Here is an 18,603-nt window from a genome sequence, read left to right on the forward strand (position 1 = left end):
GGGCTCAGGCGAGGTCGCCGAAGCGCGCCTGGAGTGCGGACAGCACCGCCAGGCCCGCGGTTTCGGTGCGCAGCACGCGCGGGCCCAGTCGCATCCCGGTGAAGCCCGCTTCGCGCAGCTGTTCCAGGTCCTGGGGCGACCAGCCGCCCTCCGGCCCGATCGCGACGACCACGGGCTGAGCGGGCTCGAACTGCAACTGGCCCAGCGAGAGCGCGGCGTCGGGGTCGAGCGTCAGGCGCAGCGGCGTCGCGGGAAGGGCCGCCAGGGCCGCCGGCAGCGGCAAGGGCGCCTCGACCGCGGGCACCCACGCCCGCCCGCTCTGTTCGCAGGCCGAGACGACGACGCTGCGCCAGTGCGCCAGGCGCTTGTCCGCCCGAGCGCCTTCCAGCCGGACTTCGCTGCGTTGCGACCAGGCCGGCTGCACGGCGTCAACGCCCAGTTCAGTGGCCTTCTGCAGGACCAGGTCCATCTTCTCGCCGCGAGCGACGCTCTGCAGCAACACCACCCGCAGCGGCGATTCCTTGTCGACGGCTACGCATCCACCGATCTCCACCCGGACGTGGCGCTTGCCGACCTCGGCCAGGCGTGCGTGGTAGTCGTGGCCGTCGCCATTGAACACGATGCAGGCATCGCCCACGCCCAGGCGCAGCACGCGGGCGAGGTGTCCGGCGGGACCTTCGGGCAGGTCGAGGGACTGGCCGGCGACCAGGGGCACCTCCACGTGGACGCGGGTGAGCCTCATGCGGTTGCCTCGCGGGTGGCGATGTCGATGACCTCCGCGGTCGTGCGCGCCAACAGGTCCAGGGCGTCGTCGTCCAGGCAATACGGCGGCATCCAGTACAGCACGTCGCCCAGCGGCCTCAGCAGCACGCCGCGCTCGAGCGCCGCCCGGTACGCGCGCAGCCCCACGCGCGATGCCGGGTCGAAGGGCGTGTGCCGGTCGCCGTCGCGAGTGAGTTCGAAAGCCACGACCATGCCCGCCTGGCGCAGGTCGGCGACGTGGCGGTGTTCGCCGATCGGCGCCGACAACCGCGCCATTGCCCCGGCGGTCTGGCGGTTGCGCTCGATCACCCGGTCCTGCTCGAAGATGCCCAGGGTCGCCAGCGCCGCGGCACAGGCGAGGGGGTTGCCGGTGTAGCTGTGGGAATGCAGGAAGGCCTTCTCGCGCGAGTCGTCGAGGAAGCCCTCGTACACCGCCTCGGTGGTGAGGACGGCCGCCAGCGGCAACGAGCCACCGGTCAGGCCCTTGGACAGGCAGAGGAAGTCGGGGGCCACGCCCGACTGCTCGCTGGCGAACAGCGTGCCCGTGCGGCCGAAGCCCACCGCGATCTCGTCGGCGATCAGGAACACGCCATGGGCGTCGCACAGTTCGCGTGCCAGTCGCAGGTAGAGCGGATCATGCATGCGCATGCCGCCGGCGCACTGCAGGCGGGGTTCCAGGATCAAGGCGCAGACCTCGCCCGCGTGCCTTTCGAGCAGCTCGCCCAGGGCGGCGGCGGACCGCCGGGCGCGTGCCTGCGCCGACTCGCCCGGTTCGCACAGGTAGGCATCCGGGGAGGGCGCGAAGATCGCCTCCGTCAGCAGGGGCGCATAGACCCGCCGATACAGCGGGATGTCGCCGACCGCGAGCGCGCCGAGGGTTTCGCCGTGGTAGCCGCCTTCCAGCGCGATGAACTTGTCGCGGCCCTCGATGCCGCGGTTGCGGAACCAGTGGAAGGCCATCTTCAGGGCGACTTCCACGCCGGCAGAGCCATTGTCGGCGTAGAACACCTTGCTGAAGGGCGCGCGCCCGGCCTCGCGCGGGGCAATCGCGAGCAGGCGCTCGGCCAGTTCGACCGCGGGCGCATGCGAGCAGCCGGCCAGGATCACGTGCTGGAGCTCGCTGGCCTGCTGGGCGATCGCCGCCGCGATGCGCGGCTCGGCATGGCCGAACAGGTTGACCCACCAGCTGCTGACGGCGTCCAGGTAGCGTTTGCCGTCGCGACCGACAAGCCAGGGACCTTCGCCGCGCTCGATCGGCAGCAGCGGCAAGGTGTGGGGATGCTCGCGCATCTGCGTGCAGGGATGCCAGAGCACGGCGAGGTCGCGCTCGCGCCAGCGGTCGGCGCTCGAGGCCGCGGCCTCTGCTAGCATCAGCGGATCGTGAATCGACTTGTCCATCCTCCTATTATCGTGCCTGCGGCGATTTTTCTCTTCCCCGCGCGCCCGGCGCGGCCGGGAGCGCGGCGATGAGCCCGCGGCTGCCGACCATCCACGGCATCACCGAGCACGAGGCCGGCCCCTATCGCCTGGAGCGGCTCGACCTCGAGTTCTCCAACGGCGAGCGCCGGCGCTACGAGCGCCTGCACAACCGCGGCCATGGCGCGGTGGCGGTCGTCCCGCTCATCGACGAAGACACGGTGCTGCTGGTGCGTGAATACGCCGCGGGGATGCATCGTTACGAGCTCGGCCTGGTCAAGGGGCGGATCGATGCGGGCGAATCCGCGCTGGAAGCCGCCGACCGCGAACTGAAGGAAGAGGCCGGCTACGGCGCGCGAGACCTGAAGGTCCTGCGCGCCTTGACCCTGGCCCCGACCTACATGAGCCACGAGACCCAACTTGTGATCGCGCGCGACCTGTATCCCGAACGCCTGCCTGGCGACGAACCCGAAGCACTCGAGGTCGTGCCATGGAAGCTGGACGCGCTGGACCAGCTGATCCTGCGCGAGGATTTCTCCGAAGGCCGCTCCATCGCGGCGTTGTTCATTGCCCGCGAATGGCTCAGGACCCAGCCCCGATGACCCCGAACGCCCCCCTCGCCCCGGCACTGCGCGAGTCGATCGTCGAACTGGCGTACCGCGCCGGCAACGCGATCCTGGAGGTCTACGAAAGCGACTTCGCCGTCCAGCACAAGGACGACCGCTCGCCGCTGACCGCCGCCGACCTCGCTTCGCACCGCTGCATCGTCGAGGGGCTGGCGCGATTGACGCCGGACATCCCGGTGCTGTCGGAGGAGTCGGCCGACGAGATCGACACGGCCACGCGCCGTGGTTGGACGCGCCTGTGGATCGTCGATCCGCTCGACGGCACGCGCGAGTTCATCAAGCGCAACGGTGAGTTCACCGTCAACATCGCCCTCGTCGAGGACGGCGAGCCGGTCTTCGGCGTCGTGCAGGCCCCGGTCACCGGCGTGTCCTGGTTCGGCGGTCGCGGGCAGGGCGCGACCCGGCGCGGCGGCGGCAGCGATCGCGCGCTGGAGGTCCGCCGGCCCGCGGATGCCCCCCTGCGGGTGGCGGCCAGCCGCTCCCATCGCGACACGCGTACCGAAGGCTTCATCGGCCGCATGGGCGAGGTCGAGCCGGTCGGGCTGGGCTCCTCGCTCAAGTTCTGCCGCATCGCCGAGGGCGGCATCGACGTCTATCCGCGCTTCGGTCCGACCAGCGAGTGGGACACCGCGGCCGCGCAATGCGTGCTGGAGGGCGCCGGTGGCGCCGTGCTCGACCTGCAGGGTCGCCCGTTCCGCTACAACCAGCGCGACACCATCCTCAACGGCGAGTTCGTCGCCCTGGGCGACCTGTCGCTGCCCTGGCGCGACTGGCTGGGGGCCTGAGCATGGCCGGCGCACCGTGCCAGACGGAGGCGACCGAAGGGATGGCGCCCGGCGACGTCAGGCGCCTGCTGGCGATCATGCGGGCCCTGCGCGATCCGGTCGGAGGCTGTCCCTGGGATGTCGAGCAGGATTTCGCCTCGATCGCTCCGTACACCGTCGAGGAAGCCTATGAAGTCGCCGACGCGATCGATCGCGGCGACATGGGCGACCTCAAGGACGAGCTCGGTGACCTGTTGCTGCAGGTGGTCTTCCATGCGCGTATGGCGGAGGAGCAGGGCGCCTTCGACTTTGCCGACGTGGTGGCCGCGATCAGCGACAAGATGGTGCGCCGGCACCCGCACGTGTTCGGCGACGAGGAGGTCGGCGACGCCGCCGGGCAGACCGTGGCCTGGGAAGCGCTCAAGCAGCGCGAGCGCGACGCGCGCGGCGAGGCCGACGCGTCGGCGCTGGCGGGCATCGCCCGCGGACTGCCCGAGTGGCAGCGCGCGGTGAAGCTGCAGAAGCGCGCGGCCCGCGTCGGCTTCGACTGGCCGGACATCACGCCGGTGCTGGCCAAGCTGGGCGAGGAGATCGAGGAGGTCCGCGCCGAGTTCGAGTGCCTGCGCGCCAACCCCTCCGACCCCGACGCCCAGGCGCGGCTGGAGGAGGAGATCGGCGACATGCTGTTCGTCTGCGCCAACGTCGCCCGGCATGGCGCGGTGGACGTGGGGACGGCCTTGCGCCGCGCCAACCTCAAGTTCGAGCGGCGCTTCCGTGCCATGGAGGCCCTGGCGGCCGCCGACGGCCTCCGACTTGAGAACTTGCCGCTGGACGCGCAGGATGCGTACTGGGCACGGGTCAAGGCGCTGGAATGAAGGCCGCGGTGCGCGCAGGGCGCTAGGAGGAACGTATGGGCTGGTGGTCCAGGTGGTTCGGCAAGCGCGGTATCGCGGAAAACGGCGAACACGCCGTCATCGTCTCGTTCGACTACGGATCCCCCGACACCGCGGCCCTGGCCGAACTGGGCGAACAGCTGCGCGCGGCACTGGGCGACAGTGGCGACGGCGAATACGACGGGCACGAGATCGCCGAGAACGGCAGCGACGGAACTTTCTTCATGTACGGCCCCGATGCCGACCGCATCCTGGCCCGTGTCAGGCCGCTGCTGGAAGGCCATGGGCAGCTCAGGCACCTCACCGCGCGGCTGCGCTATGGCGAGGCGGGGCGCAACGCACCCGAAACCGTGCTCGAGATCGGCTGAGGGCGGCGACATGCGCTATTCCAGCTTCCGCGAGTTCTATCCCTTCTACCTGGGCGAACACGCCAACCGCACCAGTCGCCGCCTGCATTTCATCGGCAGTTGCGGGGTGCTGGTGCTGCTGGCGATGGCCATCGTGCGCGGCAATGCGTGGTGGCTGCTGGGTGCGCTCGCGTGCGGCTATGGCTTTGCATGGGTCGGGCACTTCTTCTTCGAGAAGAACCGTCCGGCCACGTTCCGGCACCCCTTTTATTCGTTTGCCGGCGACTGGGTGATGTTCCTCGACATCCTGCGCGGAAGGATCAAATTTTGAGATTTCCATCACGTTTTTGAGTGACGTGCGCTCGCTCGACGCGGCCTGCAACGGCATGTTCATCTGCCAGCAGGAAAAGCCCCCCTGTTCTGGCTTCGCTTTCACGGGATATCCACCGCCTCTCCCGCAGCCTTCACGAAACTGAAGCGAGGGGTTTCCCATATGCAGGGTACACGTGAGGGCGGTCTGGTCCTGATCGTCGAGGACAACCGCAATATTTCCGAGATGGTGGGCGAGTATCTCGAGGGCCGCGGCTTCGAGGTCGACTATGCCGCCGACGGCCTGGATGCGTACCGGCTGGCCACCGACAACAGCTACGACGTCATCGTGCTGGACCTGATGCTGCCGCGCATGGATGGCCTTGAGGTCTGCAAGAAGCTGCGCGAGGAAGCGCGCAAGTCCACGCCCGTGCTGATGCTGACGGCCCGCGACACCCTGGACGAGAAGCTCAATGGCCTGTCCGTCGGCGCCGACGACTACCTGACCAAGCCGTTCGCGATCCAGGAGCTCGAGGCCCGCCTGCGTGCACTGATCCGTCGCGAGCGCCGCCAGGTCGGCGGCGAGGTCCTGAAGGTGGCCGACCTCGTGCTCGACCCCGCCAGCCTGCGGGTCACCCGCGGCGGCAACGAGCTGCAACTGTCGCCGATCGGCCTGCGCCTGCTGACGATCCTGATGCGCGAGTCGCCTCGCGTCGTGAGCCGCCAGGAAATCGAGCGTGAGATATGGGGCAATGGCCTGCCCGATTCGGATACCCTGCGCAGCCATCTCTACAACCTGCGCAAGACCATCGACAAGCCCTTCGACAAACAGTTGCTGCATACCGTGCAGAGCGCGGGATATCGGATCGCCGACATCACGCAGTCGCCGGACTGAGCGCGGCGCCCGCCCGCTTCCCGACATGGCCCACGGACTGCACCGCCAGATCAAACTGGTGTTCATCCTGCATGCGTTGATCAGCGGCCTGCTGATCGCCGGCGGTGCCGTCGTGCTCGGCCTGCTGGTCCGCCACGCGGTGCTCGACCACCGCATGCAGGCCGAGGCCGACACGTTCTGGACGCAGCGCGCGCGCAACCCGGACCACCCGCTGCCGATGACCTCCACGATGGAGAGTTTCCTCGACACCGGGGGCAAGCTCGATCCCGCCCTGCCCGCCGACGTGCGCGACATGTCGGCGGGGCTGCACTGGATGCCCCTTCGGCATACGACGTTCTACGTGGACCGGCGCCCCGAGGGCGTCGTCTACTTCCGGCTGACGCCGGGCGACATCGAACTGGCGATCCTGCTCACCGGCCTGGCCTGCCTGTTGCTGTCCATGCTCACGATCGCGGTCATCTCCTGGCTGAGCTACCGGACCTCCAAGCGCCTGGTGTCGCCGGTCAGCTGGCTGGCCAACGTGGTGGCGCGGTGGGATCCCCGCGCCCCCGACACCGAGGCGATCTCGGCGAATGCGCTGCCGGTGGATTCGGGTCGCGAAGTCCGTTCGCTCGCGCGCGCGCTGCGCGGCCTCGCTGCTCGCGTCGAAGCTTTCGTCGCGCGAGAACGCGACTTCACCCGCGATGCCAGCCACGAACTGCGCACGCCCCTGACCGTGATCCGGGTGGCGACCGACCTGATGCTGGCCGACCCGTCGGCCTCGCCGCAGGCCCAGCGCTCGCTCGCCCGCGTGCAGCGCGCCGGCCGCGACATGGAAGCGGTGATCGAGGCCTTCCTGATCCTGGCCCGCGAAGCCGAGATCGCGCCGCAGAGCGAAGAGTTCGACGTCATGGACATCGTCCACCACGAGGTGGATCGCATCCAGCCGCTGCTCAAGGGCAAGCCGGTGGACGTGACCATCGTCGACCAGGGCGGTCCGCGCCTCTACGCGCCGCCGAACGTGCTCAACGTCATGCTCGGCAACCTGTTGGGCAATGCCGCGCGCTTCACCGAAAGCGGGCACATCGAAGTGCGCGTGTCCCCGGACGGCATCGAGGTGCGCGACACCGGCATCGGCATGGACGCGGGCACGCTGGGGCGCGCATTCGACCCGTTCTACCGTGCCGACCCCGAGCGCGAGGAAGGCAAGGGCATGGGCCTGTCCATCGTCCGGCGCCTGGGCGAGCGCTTCGGCTGGCCCGTCCAGCTCTTCAGCGAGCCGGGCAAGGGCACGACCGCGACGATCCGTTTCGTTGCCTGAACCCCGACCGCACGATCGTGCGGCGGCCGCGTCAACGCGACTGCGGCGCGCGCGTTGACGCAAGGGTCCCCTTCCACCACCGACCGACCGAATGAATCGACACTCCGCTCCGTCCCGTCCCGAGCGCACCCCGGCCTGGGGCAAGCGGGTCGCCTGGCTGCTGGTCCCGCTGCTGGTGCTGGTCGCCGGCGCATACGCGTGGCAGCACCGTGGCGCCGAAGCGGCCGAGGGCGACTACCGGACCACCACCGTCGATCGCGGCGAGATCCGCGTCGGCATCTCGGCCACCGGCAGCCTGTCGGCGATCTCCACCGTGGACGTCGGCAGCCAGATCTCCGGGCAGCTCACCGAAGTGCTGGCCGACTACAACGACCGGGTCCGCAAGGACCAGGTGATCGCCCGCATCGACCCGAGCACCTACGAGGCGCAGATCGCGCAGGGCGCCGCCGCCGTGGCCAATGCCCGCGCATCGCTCGCGACCGCCGAGGCCGCGCTGCGAAATGCCGAGGCCGACTACACGCGCAAGAGCGAACTGGTCGGTCGCCAGCTGGTGGCCCGCAGCGACGCCGACCTGGCCCGCGCGGCGCGCGACCAGGCGCGGGCGCAGGTGCAGGCGGCGCGCGCGCAGATCGACCAGCAGATCGCGTCCACCCGCACCGCCCAGCTCAACCTTGACCGCGCGGTGATCCGCTCGCCGGTCGACGGGGTGGTGCTGACGCGTTCGGTCGAGCCCGGCCAGACCGTCGCGGCGAGCCTGCAGGCGCCCGTGCTGTTCCAGATCGCCGAGGACCTGTCGAAGATGGAGATCGTGCTGGCGATCGACGAGGCCGACATCGGCCAGGTACGCGCGGGGCAGGGCGTGTCGTTCACCGTCGACGCCTTCCCCGATCGCCAGTTCCGCGGCGAGGTGCAGCAGGTGCGGTTGTCGGCGACCAACACGAACAACGTCATCACCTATCCGGTGGTGGTCTCGGTGGACAATGCCGACCAGTCGCTGCTGCCGGGCATGACCGCCAACGCGGAGATCGAGGTCAACCACCGCGAGGACGTACTGCGGGTGGCCAATGCCGCGCTGCGCTTCCGTCCCGAGGAGGGCGAGATCGCCGCCCCGGCGACCCGCGGCGGCGCCGGCGGGGGCATGCAGGACGAACTGCCCCGCATCGCCGCATCGCTGGAGCTCGACGCCCGGCAGCAGGCGGCCTTCGATGCCGCGCTTGAGCGGCTGGCGGCGCAGCGCGCCTCCCGCCAGGGGGCCGCCCCCTCCGCGGAGGGCGGTGGGGGTCGCAGCGTCCTGTTCGGCGGCGGACCGGGCGGGCGTCCGTCCACGGCCAGCGGCTCGGGCGCGATGAGCGGCGCGATGCGGCAGCGGATCCAGGAACGCGTCGCGCAGCAGTTCGCCGACTTCACCGCCCTGCTCGACGACGAGCGCAAGGCGCGTTGGGACGCCGGCATCGGCGCGTTGCTGGGCGCTCGCCGGGCGCCGCTGTACCTGCTGCGCGACGGCGAGCCCACCGCGGTGATGGTCCGCGTGGGCGCGAGCGACGGCAGCTTCAGCGAGGTATCGGGACCGGTCGCCGAGGGCGAGGTCGTGATCACCGGCCGTGCGCGCAGCGCGCCATGAGCGGCACCGTCATCGAAACGCGCGCGCTGGGCAAGGTCTACTCGCCCGGCACGCCCGCCGAGGTGGTGGCCCTGCGTGACGTGGACATGCGCATCGACGCCGGTGAGCTGGTCTCGATCATGGGTCCCTCGGGTTCGGGCAAGTCGACGCTGATGAACCTCATCGGCTGCCTCGACACGCCCAGCAGCGGACAGTACCTGTGCAAGGGCGTGGATGTCGCCACGCTCGACGCCGAGCAACGGGCGCGGCTGCGGCTGGACACCATCGGCTTCGTGTTCCAGGGCTTCAACCTGCTCAGCCGCATGAGCGCGCTGGAGAATGTCGCCATGCCGATGGGCTACGCCGGCGTACCGCGTCCCGAGCGCCTGCGCCGTGCGCGCGAGGCGCTGGACTCGGTGGGCCTGGCGGCACGCGAAGGACACCGTCCCAGCGAACTCTCCGGCGGGCAGCAGCAGCGCGTGGCGATCGCCCGCGCGCTGGTCAACCGGCCGGCGTTGCTGCTCGCCGACGAGCCCACCGGCGCCCTTGACAGCCACACCGGCGAAGAGATCCTGGGCCTGTTCAAGCGCCTGCAGGCCGCAGGCCAGACCGTGGTGCTGATCACCCACGACCCCGGCGTCGCCGAGCATTGCGACCGCGTGCTCGAGATGCACGACGGAGCGCTGCACGAGCAGGCCCGCGCAATGGCAGGGGGGCGGCCATGAACTTCCTGGAAGTCCTGCGCACGGCGGTGTTCGCACTGCGCGGCAACTGGGTGCGCAGCGCGTTGACTTCGCTGGGCGTGATCATCGGCATCGCCGCCGTCATCGTGATGGTGTCGGTGGGGCAGGGCACGCAGGCGGAGATCGACAAGCTGGTATCCGGCCTGGGATCCAACCGCCTCGACATCAGTCCCGGCGCCGGGCGCGGTCCTGGCGGCGCGCGCATGAGCGCGAGCAGCTATTTCACCATCGACGAGGACGATGCCGAGGCCATCCGCCAGGACATCCCCGAGGTGCAGTACGTCGCCGCATCGCTGCGCGGCGGCACCCAGGTGGTGTTCGCCGAGAACAACTGGTCCACCCAGTGGCAGGGCGTGCAGGCGGACTTCTTCCCGATCGAAGGCTGGGAGATCGCCAGCGGCGCCGTCTTCGAGCCACGCGACTACGGCAGCGCCGCCAAGTCGGTGATCCTGGGCGATACCGTGCGCCGCGAGCTGTTCGGCGACGAGGACCCGGTGGGCCAGACGGTGCGCCTGGGCCGGGTGCCCTTCACCGTCGTCGGTACGCTCAAGCCCAAGGGCCAGGGCGGCTGGGGCCAGGACCAGGACGACGTGCTGCTGGTGCCGCTGGAGACCAGCCGCCGCCGCCTGATGGGCGCGATGGCCCTGCCGCCCGGCGCGGTGCAGCAGATCACACTTGGGGTGACCCGCGCCGACGACCTGGGCTACGTGCAGGGCGAGGTGGAAGCGCTGTTGCGCCAGCGCCATCGCATCCAGCCGGGCGCGGAGGACGATTTCCGGGTCCGCAACATCGCCGAGATCATCGAGACCCGTACCGCCACCACGCGCCTGATGTCGCTGCTGCTGGGCGCGGTGGCGACGATCTCGCTGGTGGTCGGCGGCATTGGCATCATGAACATCATGCTGGTCTCGGTGACCGAGCGCATCCGCGAGATCGGGCTGCGCATGGCGGTCGGCGCGGGTCCTTCGGACGTGCGCCGCCAGTTCCTGGCCGAAGCCATGCTGATCTCCCTGGTCGGGGGCGCGCTGGGCATCGTCATCGGCATCGCCGGTGCCCTGCTGGTGGGACGCCTGGGCTCGCTGCCGGTGGCGCTCGACGGCCAGGTGATCGCACTGGCGGCCGGCTTCTCCGTGGCCACCGGCCTGTTCTTCGGCTACTACCCCGCGCGCAAGGCCTCGCAGCTGGACCCGATCGAGGCATTGCGGCAGCAGTAGGCCGTCGCTCGCCGCGGTATGCTCCGGACCTGGTGTCTTGCGCCTGGGCGGGAGGGTCCGATGCGTCGTACGTTGTCCATGTTGTTCCTGGTGTCGTCCATGGGGTTGGCGATGAATACACGCGCCCAGGACGCACCCGAGCCGCCGCAGGCAGGCAGGACCGCCCTGGTGATCCACGGCGGTGCCGGCTTCGTGCCGCGCGAGTCGCTCGGTGACGATGACCTGCGCGACATCCATGCCACGCTGGACCAGGCGCTGGACGCGGGCAACGCGGTGCTTGCCGACGGCGGGGCCGCCCTGGACGCGGTGCAGGCGGCGATCCGGGTGCTGGAAGAGTCGCCGCGCTTCAACGCCGGCAAGGGCGCGGTCTTCAACGCCGTCGGCGGCCACGAACTCGATGCCTCCTTGATGGAGGGGCACACCCGGCGCGCCGGGGCGGTGGCCGGCGTGAGCACGGTCCGAAGTCCGATCCTGCTCGCGCGCGCGGTCATGGAGCACAGCCCGCACGTGATGATGGCCGGCGCGGGCGCCGAGGCTTTCGCCGACACCCGGCCGGAGATCGAGCGCGTGGAGAACAGCTGGTTCGATACCGAGCACCGGCGGCGCGCGCTGGAGAAGGCCCGGCAGGCCAGCACCGGTTCGGCCGACGACGACGCCCCGGCTTATTTCGGCACCGTCGGGGCCGTCGCCCTCGACCGCCAAGGCCATATAGCCGCGGGCACCAGCACCGGGGGCATGACCAACAAGCGCTTCGGGCGGGTGGGCGATGCGCCCGTCATCGGCGCGGGCACCTGGGCCGATGCGGGCTGCGGCGTCTCCGGCACCGGCTGGGGCGAGTACTACATCCGCAACGCGGTCGCCCACGACATCTGCGCACGGGTGGCCTACCGCGGCGACCGCCTCGTCGACGCGGCCGAGGAGGTGGTCAACCGCATCGTCACCACGGCCGGTGGCGATGGCGGGGCGATCGCCCTGGACCGCGACGGCAACATCGCCATGCCGTTCAACACCGGCAGCATGTTCCGTGGCTGGATCCGGCCCGACGGCAGCCGCGGCACGGCGATCCACGAGGCGGACTGATCCCGTGCCGCATGCGGCGGCGCCCTGTCATCGTGCTGTGGCAGAATTGCCCGCCGTGGCCGGCGCCGTGCCGCGCACCATGCCCGACCCCAGGAGGTCCGTAATCCATGGCCGATGAATTCGGACACCTGCCGCGCGGCCCGCGTCGGATCATGAAGGCCACCGTCTGGTCGATGCAGGGCCTGAAGGCGGCCTGGCTGCACGAGTCGTCCTTCCGACTGGAGGTCTGCCTGTTCGTGGTGCTGGCCCCGCTGGCGGCCTGGCTGGCCGAGACCCCGGTCGAAGGCGTCCTGCTGGTCGGCTCGATGCTGCTGGTGCTCAGCGTGGAACTGCTCAATTCCGCGGTGGAGGCGGTGATCGCGCGTTTCGGCGACGAACACCACTTCATGGCCGGCCGGGCCAAGGACATGGGCTCGGCGGCGGTCTTCGTGGTGATGATGAACGTACTGCTGGTCTGGGGAAGCATCCTCCTGCCCCGGCTGTTCTAGAATGGGCGGCCCTGCCTGACGAAACCCGCGGCCCCCCGTGATTGAACTTCTGACCGATCCGAATGCCTGGATCACGCTCTTCACGCTCAGTGCCATCGAGATCGTGCTGGGCATCGACAACCTGGTGTTCATCTCCATCGCGGTCAGCAAGCTGCCCCTGCACCGGCGCGAGGTCGCGCGCAAGTTCGGCATCGCGGTGGCCTGCATCTCCCGCATCTGCCTGCTGTTGACGCTGGCCTGGCTGGCGGGGCTGACCCATGACCTGTTCAACGTGTTCGGCCAGGGCATATCGGTCCGCGACCTCGTCCTGATCATCGGTGGCGGCTTCCTGCTGGTTAAGGGCGCCATGGAAATCCGGGACCTGGTCCATGGCTCACCGGACTCCGAGGACGTGCACACGCGGCCCGCGGCCTCGTTCGGCATGGTGATCGCCCAGATCGCGGTGATCGACATCGTGTTCTCGCTCGATTCGGTCATCGCGGCCGTCGGCCTGGCCGACCAGCGCGTGATCATGGTCGTGGCGATCCTGCTGGCGGTGGGCGTCATGCTCCTGGCCGCGCGGCCGCTGGGACAGTTCATCGACAACAACCCCACGATCAAGATGCTCGCGCTGGCGTTCATCGTCCTGGTCGGCGTCTACCTGGTCGCCGATGGCTTCGAGCAGCACATCCCGCGCGGTTACATCTATGGCGCGATGGGCTTCTCGGCCCTGGTCGAGTGCCTCAACCTGTGGGCCAAGCGGCGCGAACAGGAACGGCTCGGGCGCGCGTAAGCGCCAGGCCCCCACCGGCGGCGAGGTGAAGGCGGCGTGAGAGCGGCGTGGGCGACGGCGTTGCGCGGCGCTCACGACAGTGGTGCAATCGTGCGCAGTCCCGCCCATCCAGGAACACCGCCATGGCCGTCACGCGCGCCGTCCCACCGTTCCGCCTTCCGTCGGGGGCCTTCAGGACGTTCCTGGTGCTGGTCGTGGCGCTGTCGCTGAGCGGCTGCGGCTACAACACCATCCAGCAGAAGGACGAGGCGGTGAACGCCGCCTGGTCGCAGGTCCTCAATGTCTACAAGCGACGGGCCGACCTCGTGCCCAACCTGGTCGCCACGGTGAAGGGCTACGCCGAGCACGAGGAGGCGGTCTTCACCGAGGTCGCCGAGGCGCGCGCCCGGGTCGGCAGCATCAACGTCGACGCCAACGACCCGGCCTCGGTCGAGCGTTTCCAGCAGGGCCAGGCCCAGCTGCAGAGCGCGATCGGCCGCCTGCTGCTGGTCAGCGAGGCCTACCCGCAGCTCAAGGCCGACCAGAACTTCCTGCAGTTGCAGGCCCAACTGGAAGGCACCGAGAACCGCATCAGCGTCGAGCGGCAGCGCTACATCCAGGCCGTGCAGGACTACAACACCTACATCCGCCAGTTCCCGACCAACCTCACCGCGATGGTTTTCGGCTACAAGCCCAAACCGAACTTCAGCGTCGAGGACGAAGCCGCGATCCAGCAGGCGCCCGAGGTCGACTTCGGCCGCGACGCACCCGCCGGCGGCTGACCGCGCGTGAGCCGCACGCGCCTGCCGGGCATCGCCCGCCTGCTCGCGATCGCCGGCCTGTTGCTGGCGCTGCTGCCCGCGGCGTCCGCGCAGTCCCTGGCGCCGGTGCCGCCGCTGGACGGCCCGGTGGTCGACACCACCGGGACCCTGGACGCGGCGACGCGGCAGGCACTTGAAGCACGTGCGCGGGCCCTGCAGGCGGCCAAGGGCAGCCAGTTGCAGGTGCTGATGGTCGCGAGCACCGGGCCGGAGGAGATCGCCCAGTACGCGGTGCGGGTGTTCGAGCAGTGGCAGTTGGGCCGCAAGGGCGTGGACGACGGCGTCCTGCTGGTCGTCGCCAAGGACGATCGCCGCGTCCACATCGAAGTGGGCTATGGCCTGGAAGGCGCGATCCCCGATGCGACCGCCCACCGCGTGATCCAGGAGTACCTGGTGCCGCGCTTCCGCGCGGGCGACTTCGCAGGGGGCGTCGACGAGGCGACCCGGGTCCTTGCCGGCCTGGTCGAGGGCGAGTCGTTGCCCGCGCCGATGGCGGAGCGTCGCGACGACCGGGGCGGGGGCGGCAACTGGCTGGGCGCGCTGTTCGCGGCCTTCGTCGTCGCGCAGCTCGTCCGCGCGATCTTCCGCGGTGTTCCCACGTTCCCGCGGGGCCTGTTGGGGGGCGCCTTGTCCGGAGGCATCGCGTGGCTGCTGTCCTCGGCCATGCTGGTCGGGGGCGTGGGGGCGGCCCTGGGCTTCTTCATCGGCCTCGCGAGCGCCAGCAGCGGCGGCGGTCGCGGCGGTCGCTTCGCCCGCGACAGCGGCTGGGGCGGCTTCGGCGGAGGTTCGTCTTCCGGTGGATGGGGCGGGTCCGGGGGCGGCGGGGGCGGCTGGTCCGGCGGCGGCGGCATGAGCGGGGGCGGCGGCGCCTCCGGCAGTTGGTGAGGTCGCCATGGGACGCCTGAAAAGACTGGCACGGCACCTGTTCGCAGCGGACGCCCGGCGCCTGTTCCCGGCCTCGTCGCTGGAGCGGATCAGCCGCGCGGTGGTGGACGGCGAGCGACGCCACCACGGCGAGATCTGTTTCGCGGTCGAGTCCGCGCTGTCGCCGTCGGCGGCCTGGGCCGGTGCCGACGCCCGCGGGCGTGCCCACGCGGTGTTCGCGCAGTTGCGGGTGTGGGACACCGCCGGCAACAACGGCGTCCTGCTGTACCTGCTGCTGGCCGAGCACCGCATCGAGATCATCGCCGACCGCGGCTACGACGGGCGCGTCAGCGAGGCCCAGTGGCGCGGTGTCTGCGAGTCGATCGAAGCGCGGATGCGGGCGGGCGAGCCCGAAGCGGCCGTGGTGGCCGGCATCGAGGCGCTGTCGGACCTGGTGGCGATGCACTTTCCGCGCGCCGCCGATGCCGCCGATGCCAACGAGCTGCCCGACGATCCGCACCTGCTATGAACCGCGCGGCGCCCGCGGGGGCGGCCCCGGCCCAGATGTGGACCCGGCTCGGGCACAATAGGACGCGTCGTCCCTCCCGGAGCCGTTGTCGCGCATGACCGTCCTGCACCAGATCGACCCGATCGCCTTTCATATCGGTCCGTTGAGCGTCCACTGGTACGGGGTCATGTACCTGCTCGGCTTCGCCACCGCCTGGTGGCTCGGCCGCCGCCGCATCCGTGCCGGACGCCTGCCCGGGGTCGACGAACAGGGCTTCGGCGACCTGCTGTTCTACGGGATGCTGGGCGTGGTCCTGGGCGGCCGCCTGGGCTACGTCTTCTTCTACGCCTTCGACGCATTGCTTGAAGACCCGCTGATGCTGTTCCGCGTCTGGGAAGGCGGCATGAGCTTCCATGGCGGCCTGATCGGCGTGCTCGTCGCCGCGCTGTGGTGGTCGCGCCGGCACCGCCTGCACTTCTTCGACGTCATGGACTTCGTCGCGCCGCTGGTGCCGCCGGGACTGGGGTTCGGCCGCCTGGGCAACTACATCGGCGGCGAGCTGTGGGGCAAGCCGACCGAGGCCGGCTGGGGCGTGGTCTTCCCCGGCAGCCTGCCGCAACCCTTCGCCTCGATGCCGGGCGAGCGCCTGCGCGAGCTGCACGCGAGCGGTAGCCTGGACATGTTCGCGCGCCATCCTTCGCAGCTGTACCAGGCGGCGCTGGAGGGCCTGGTGATGTTCGTCGTGCTGTGGTGGTTCTCCAGCCGGCCGCGCCCGCGTTACGCGGTGTCGGGTCTGTTCGCGCTGATGTACGGCTGCTTCCGGTTCCTGGTGGAATTCGTGCGCGTGCCCGACGCGCAACTGGGCTACCTCGCCTTCGGCTGGCTGACCATGGGCCAGGTGCTCAGCATGCCCTTGATCCTGGTGGGCGTGTACTGGCTGTGGCGCTCACGCCGCGCGCCGGTCCTCGAGCCGCGTCCCGCCGCCCCGGTCCAGGAGTAAGCGATGCGCCAGTACCTCGACCTGCTGCGCCATGTCCTGGAAGAAGGCTCGGACAAGGGCGATCGCACCGGCACCGGCACCCGCAGCGTGTTCGGCTGGCAGATGCGCTTCGACCTCGCCGAGGGCTTCCCGCTGGTGACGACCAAGAAGCTGCACCTGCGCTCGATCGTCCACGAACTGCTGTGGTTCCTGCAGGGCGACACCAACATCGGGTACCTGAAAGAGAACAAGGTGTCGATCTGGGACGAGTGGGCAGACGCCAACGGCGAGCTCGGGCCGGTCTACGGCCACCAGTGGCGCCACTGGCCGGACGGTCGGGGCGGCGAGGTGGACCAGATCCGCTGGGTGGTCGACGAGATCCGCCGCAATCCTGATTCGCGCCGCCTGGTGGTCTCGGCCTGGAACGTCGCCCAGCTGCCCGAGATGGCGCTGATGCCCTGCCACGCGCTGTTCCAGTTCTACGTCGTCGACGGCAAGCTCAGCTGCCAGCTGTACCAGCGCAGCGGCGACATCTTCCTCGGCGTGCCGTTCAACATCGCCAGTTACGCCCTGCTCACGCACATGGTGGCGCAGGTCTGCGGGCTGGGCGTGGGCGACTTCGTGCATACCCTCGGCGACGCCCACCTGTACTCCAACCATTTCGAGCAGGCCCGCGAACAACTGTCGCGGACCCCGGGGCCGCTTCCCCGGCTGGTGCTCAATCCGGCGATCGAGGATCTCTTCGCGTTCCGTTACGAGGACATCGCCATCGAAGGCTATTCACCGCAAGCGGCGATCAGGGCGCCGGTGGCGGTTTGAGCGCCGACGACGCGGTCGAACTGGTCCTGGTCGCCGCGCTCGACCGCCGGCATGCAATCGGGCGCGACAACGACCTGCCGTGGCGCCTCCCCGCCGACCTCAAGCGCTTCAAGGCGATCACCCTGGGGCATCCGCTGCTGATGGGGCGACGCACCGCGGAGTCGCTGGGGCGCGCGCTGCCCGGGCGTCGCAACCTGGTGCTGACGCGCAGCGGCCGGGTGCCGTTCGAGGGCATGCAGGCCGTGGCCAGCGTGGACGAGGCCCGGGCCCTCGCCGCGGCCGATGCCGCCGCGCAACTGTGCGTCATCGGCGGAGGCGAGGTCTATGCCCTGTGCCTGCCGCTGGCCGCGCGCCTGCGGCTCACCCATGTCGCTACCGAAGTGGCCGGCGCCGACGCTTTCTTCCCGCGCTTCGATCCCGCGGACTGGCGCATCGTGGCACGGGAGTCGCATCGCGCCGACGATCGCCACGCCTTCGACTACGCGTTCGTCGATTACGAGCGCCTGCCGGCCTAGGCCGCCGGGCGGCGCGGCGGCTATCGGCGCGGGCCGCGCTCGTTGCGTGGTTTCTGGCGCTGGCGCGGCGGCGGCGCGGGCTCGTCGCGGCCCGGCACCTGCACGATCCGCACGTCCTCGCCATCGAGCTGCATGGCGGTGAGCTTGCCGCCCCACACGGCGCCGGTATCGAGCGCATGGACGCCGTAACCCATGAACAGGCCCAGCGTCGACCAGTGGCCGCATACGATCTTCAGGTCGCGCTCGGCGCGGCCGGGTACCTCGAACCAGGGATAGAGGCCCGCGGGCTGCGTGCCGGGGGTGCCTTTCTCCTCGAACGAGATGCGGCCGCGCGGCGTGCAATAGCGCAGGCGGGTCATGATGTTGATTATCGCGCGCAGGCGGTCGGTGCCGGTCAGGCGCGGATTCCAGACCGGGCCGTCGCCGTACATGTTCTTGAGCAGGCGACGGAACTGGTCGCCCTGCAGCTTCTGCTCCACCTCGCGCGCGTGGCGCTCGGCCATGGCCGGGGTCCACTTCGGCGCCAGGCCGGCATGCACCATCATCCAGCCCAGCTTGCGGTCGACGTGGCAGAGCTTCTGCATGCGCAGCCAGTCGAGCAGGGTGTCCCGGTCCTCGGCCAGCACGACGCGCTGCAGGTCCGGGTTGACCTTGCGTTGCTCTTCCTCGCTGCGCTGCCCGATCGCCAGCAGCGACAGGTCGTGGTTGCCCAGGACCACGACGCTCTGCTCGCGCAGGGAGTGGACCAGCCGCAGGGTTTCCAGGGACTGGCCGCCGCGGTTGACCAGGTCGCCGCAGAACCACAGCCGGTCATCGGCCGGGTCGAACGCGATCTTCTCCAGCAGGCGCTGGGTGGCGTCGTAGCAACCCTGCAGGTCGCCGATGGCCCAGATGCTCATCCCGGTCCTC

The 18,603-nt window shown here is 70.3% G+C and carries 22 protein-coding genes; 19 read left to right on the forward strand and 3 right to left on the reverse strand.

All coding sequences use genetic code 11. The annotated features are described in order from the left end of the window. Nucleotides 1-4: 4 nt before the first annotated feature. Both FKV25_RS07135 and bioA read right to left on the reverse strand, forming a co-directional pair. Nucleotides 5-742: a 16S rRNA (uracil(1498)-N(3))-methyltransferase gene (locus FKV25_RS07135; protein WP_141518099.1), complete on the reverse strand. Its 738-nt coding sequence runs from the start codon at nt 740-742 to the stop codon at nt 5-7. Next, nucleotides 739-2,160: an adenosylmethionine--8-amino-7-oxononanoate transaminase gene (bioA, locus tag FKV25_RS07140; RefSeq protein WP_141518100.1), complete on the reverse strand. Its 1,422-nt coding sequence runs from the start codon at nt 2,158-2,160 to the stop codon at nt 739-741. The genes FKV25_RS07135 and bioA overlap by 4 nt, the downstream gene beginning before the upstream one ends. 68 nt (nt 2,161-2,228) lie before the next feature. Between bioA and nudE the strand changes: the two genes are divergently transcribed. From nudE to FKV25_RS07235, 19 genes are all read left to right on the forward strand, one after another. After that, nucleotides 2,229-2,780 carry an ADP compounds hydrolase NudE gene (gene nudE / locus FKV25_RS07145; RefSeq protein WP_141518101.1) on the forward strand — a complete coding sequence of 184 codons (552 nt, stop codon included), beginning with the start codon at nt 2,229-2,231 and terminating at the stop codon, nt 2,778-2,780. Then, a complete protein-coding gene (gene cysQ, locus FKV25_RS07150) occupies nt 2,777-3,589 on the forward strand; it encodes a 3'(2'),5'-bisphosphate nucleotidase CysQ (RefSeq protein WP_141518102.1) in 813 nt (270 codons plus the stop codon). Before nudE ends, cysQ begins: the two co-directional genes overlap by 4 nt. A gap of 2 nt (nt 3,590-3,591) precedes the next feature. After that, a complete protein-coding gene (gene mazG, locus FKV25_RS07155; protein ID WP_141518103.1) occupies nt 3,592-4,443 on the forward strand; it encodes a nucleoside triphosphate pyrophosphohydrolase in 852 nt (283 codons plus the stop codon). A 35-nt stretch (nt 4,444-4,478) separates the two neighbouring features. Further along, nucleotides 4,479-4,829, forward strand: a complete 351-nt coding sequence (locus tag FKV25_RS07160) for a hypothetical protein (RefSeq protein WP_141518104.1) — start codon at nt 4,479-4,481, stop codon at nt 4,827-4,829. A gap of 10 nt (nt 4,830-4,839) precedes the next feature. Then, nucleotides 4,840-5,139: an Mpo1-like protein gene (locus FKV25_RS07165; protein ID WP_141518105.1), complete on the forward strand. Its 300-nt coding sequence runs from the start codon at nt 4,840-4,842 to the stop codon at nt 5,137-5,139. 162 nt (nt 5,140-5,301) lie between these two features. Then, the gene (locus tag FKV25_RS07170) at nt 5,302-6,012 is read left to right on the forward strand and encodes a response regulator transcription factor (RefSeq protein WP_141518106.1); all 711 of its coding nucleotides are present in this window, start codon (nt 5,302-5,304) and stop codon (nt 6,010-6,012) included. Between the two features lie 25 nt (nt 6,013-6,037). Further along, complete coding sequence (locus tag FKV25_RS07175; RefSeq protein ID WP_141518107.1) at nt 6,038-7,312, forward strand: sensor histidine kinase; 1,275 nt, start codon at nt 6,038-6,040, stop codon at nt 7,310-7,312. 91 nt (nt 7,313-7,403) lie between these two features. Beyond that, nucleotides 7,404-8,933: an efflux RND transporter periplasmic adaptor subunit gene (locus FKV25_RS07180; protein ID WP_141518108.1), complete on the forward strand. Its 1,530-nt coding sequence runs from the start codon at nt 7,404-7,406 to the stop codon at nt 8,931-8,933. Continuing rightward, nucleotides 8,930-9,637, forward strand: coding sequence for an ABC transporter ATP-binding protein (locus tag FKV25_RS07185; RefSeq protein WP_141518109.1), 708 nt, complete (start codon nt 8,930-8,932; stop codon nt 9,635-9,637). The genes FKV25_RS07180 and FKV25_RS07185 overlap by 4 nt, the downstream gene beginning before the upstream one ends. Continuing rightward, nucleotides 9,634-10,869 carry an ABC transporter permease gene (locus FKV25_RS07190; protein WP_141518110.1) on the forward strand — a complete coding sequence of 412 codons (1,236 nt, stop codon included), beginning with the start codon at nt 9,634-9,636 and terminating at the stop codon, nt 10,867-10,869. The genes FKV25_RS07185 and FKV25_RS07190 overlap by 4 nt, the downstream gene beginning before the upstream one ends. A gap of 60 nt (nt 10,870-10,929) precedes the next feature. Beyond that, entirely contained in the window at nt 10,930-11,949 is a 1,020-nt protein-coding gene (locus tag FKV25_RS07195) for an isoaspartyl peptidase/L-asparaginase family protein (protein WP_141518111.1), read from the forward strand. A 107-nt stretch (nt 11,950-12,056) separates the two neighbouring features. Beyond that, nucleotides 12,057-12,437, forward strand: a complete 381-nt coding sequence (locus FKV25_RS07200; protein WP_141518112.1) for a diacylglycerol kinase — start codon at nt 12,057-12,059, stop codon at nt 12,435-12,437. A 37-nt stretch (nt 12,438-12,474) separates the two neighbouring features. Then, nucleotides 12,475-13,209 (forward strand): TerC family protein, encoded by a 735-nt coding sequence (locus FKV25_RS07205; RefSeq protein WP_141518113.1) that lies wholly within the window; start codon nt 12,475-12,477, stop codon nt 13,207-13,209. A 122-nt stretch (nt 13,210-13,331) separates the two neighbouring features. Further along, nucleotides 13,332-13,970, forward strand: a complete 639-nt coding sequence (locus FKV25_RS07210; protein WP_141518114.1) for a LemA family protein — start codon at nt 13,332-13,334, stop codon at nt 13,968-13,970. Between the two features lie 6 nt (nt 13,971-13,976). Then, on the forward strand, nt 13,977-14,894 hold the full coding sequence (locus tag FKV25_RS07215; RefSeq protein WP_246071982.1) for a TPM domain-containing protein: 918 nt from the start codon (nt 13,977-13,979) through the stop codon (nt 14,892-14,894). 7 nt (nt 14,895-14,901) lie between these two features. Continuing rightward, the gene (locus FKV25_RS07220; protein ID WP_141518115.1) at nt 14,902-15,402 is read left to right on the forward strand and encodes a TPM domain-containing protein; all 501 of its coding nucleotides are present in this window, start codon (nt 14,902-14,904) and stop codon (nt 15,400-15,402) included. Nucleotides 15,403-15,496: 94 nt separating this feature from the next. Continuing rightward, a complete protein-coding gene (lgt, locus tag FKV25_RS07225) occupies nt 15,497-16,381 on the forward strand; it encodes a prolipoprotein diacylglyceryl transferase (RefSeq protein ID WP_141518116.1) in 885 nt (294 codons plus the stop codon). Between the two features lie 3 nt (nt 16,382-16,384). Then, nucleotides 16,385-17,179 carry a thymidylate synthase gene (locus FKV25_RS07230; protein WP_141518117.1) on the forward strand — a complete coding sequence of 265 codons (795 nt, stop codon included), beginning with the start codon at nt 16,385-16,387 and terminating at the stop codon, nt 17,177-17,179. Beyond that, nucleotides 17,176-17,694: a dihydrofolate reductase gene (locus tag FKV25_RS07235; protein WP_246071984.1), complete on the forward strand. Its 519-nt coding sequence runs from the start codon at nt 17,176-17,178 to the stop codon at nt 17,692-17,694. The genes FKV25_RS07230 and FKV25_RS07235 overlap by 4 nt, the downstream gene beginning before the upstream one ends. A 20-nt stretch (nt 17,695-17,714) precedes the next feature. On the opposite strand, the gene FKV25_RS07240 is transcribed toward FKV25_RS07235, so the two are convergent. Continuing rightward, on the reverse strand, nt 17,715-18,593 hold the full coding sequence (locus FKV25_RS07240; protein ID WP_141518118.1) for a symmetrical bis(5'-nucleosyl)-tetraphosphatase: 879 nt from the start codon (nt 18,591-18,593) through the stop codon (nt 17,715-17,717). Nucleotides 18,594-18,603 lie beyond the last annotated feature (10 nt).

This window comes from Marilutibacter aestuarii, from assembly GCF_006546775.1.
Lineage (GTDB): Bacteria > Pseudomonadota > Gammaproteobacteria > Xanthomonadales > Xanthomonadaceae > Marilutibacter > Marilutibacter aestuarii.